General features: G+C 37.6%; 1 protein-coding gene. It reads right to left on the bottom strand.

The window, feature by feature from the left end; genetic code table 11:
- The coding region (locus AC1DTM_RS26465; RefSeq protein ID WP_477001279.1) for an acyltransferase family protein at nt 1–1,417 on the bottom strand (1,417 nt) is incomplete at both ends.

Below are 1,417 nucleotides of genomic sequence, written 5' to 3'. Positions count from 1 at the left end.
GGAATCGCTTTTGACAGCTGGCGACCAATTTGTGCATCAATCCTAATATCAGGAAAAGTATTTTTTAAATACGGAGCAATATCAATCAGAACGGAATCACCTATCGCTGTAACGGTGAGAGAATTTTTAGGTTGCGCAGAATTTACTTCTTTTGATTCTTCTTGATTTTGAGGCGTCTCTTGAGTTGGATTTTCCCGAACTGCAACTGGATGTTTCGCCGGTTGTGTTTGTACTGCTTCCACCTTATCTAGTTGAGGATTCTCCTTATCCTTACTAACTAACCCTAAGACGGCTATCGACGAAACGAATAATGCACAAATTAAAGCTAACTTAACACCTAAAGCGACATTTTGAAGTCTTAAATTCTTAAACTGAATGTTTCGGAGCGCACCTTGTCGGATCGGTTTTTCAATAAACTTCCATGAAATTTGCGCAATCATTATAATCAGAAGAAATTGAAGAGTTGCTCTTATTAGTGAAAAATCTCCAGCATTTACTTTTGGAGTTGTCAATGTAAGAATTGGATAATGCCAGAGGTATATGCCATACGACCTTATTCCTATCCAACGTAAAGGTCTAAATCGTAAAAATTGAGCGATGCGGCTCGCTGGATGAGCAAGATTTGCCACTAACAATGCTGTTGCAATTGATAAGAGAACCATTCCCCCATTGTATAGAAACGGATCATATTGATTAGTCTTCCAAAACATAAGCAAAATAATAATAAGAGCAGTTCCTCCCACTACATCAAGAATGAGCCGCGCCTTTGGAATAATTTTATTTGCAAGCCTATCGCTTGGCCAAATTAAGGCAAGTGCCGCTCCAATAAGTAAAGAAAAGGCCCTCGTATCTGTGCCATAATAAATTCTGCTCGGATCAGCTCCAGGTTCATACAAAATTGCCATCGCTAAAGCTGAAGCAACAGCTCCCAGACAAATCAATAAAATCATACGGGATTGTTTTTTTATGTGGTAAAGTCCTAAACTAATGATAAACGGCCAGACAACATAGAATTGTTCCTCAACTGCTAACGACCAAAAATGATTCAATGGAGAAAGCTGGTTAAAATTATCAAAGTACGATAATTTATGATAAATATACCACCAGTTACTAACATAAAATAACGCCGCTAATGAATCTCCACGCATTGTTTCAAGTAAAGAGCTATGAAAAATCGTAATCCATGCCAACGTTATAACGAGCATGACAAACATTCCTGGAAGTAATCTCCTTGCTCTACTAAGCCAGAATTTCTTCAAATCAATTCTCTTATTTCTCTTCCACTCCATCGCTAGAATATCTGTAATTAAATAACCTGAGAGTACAAAAAATACAGTAACCCCTAAAAACCCTCCAGGCATCCAACTAAAATTAATATGATACAAAATAACACCTAGTATAGCTAGGCCTCTTAGAC

The sequence above is a fragment of the Bacillus sp. P4_D3 genome (assembly GCF_056401855.1).
Note: the sequence above shows the minus strand (reverse complement) of the source record. Positions and strands in the feature narration are given on the sequence as shown.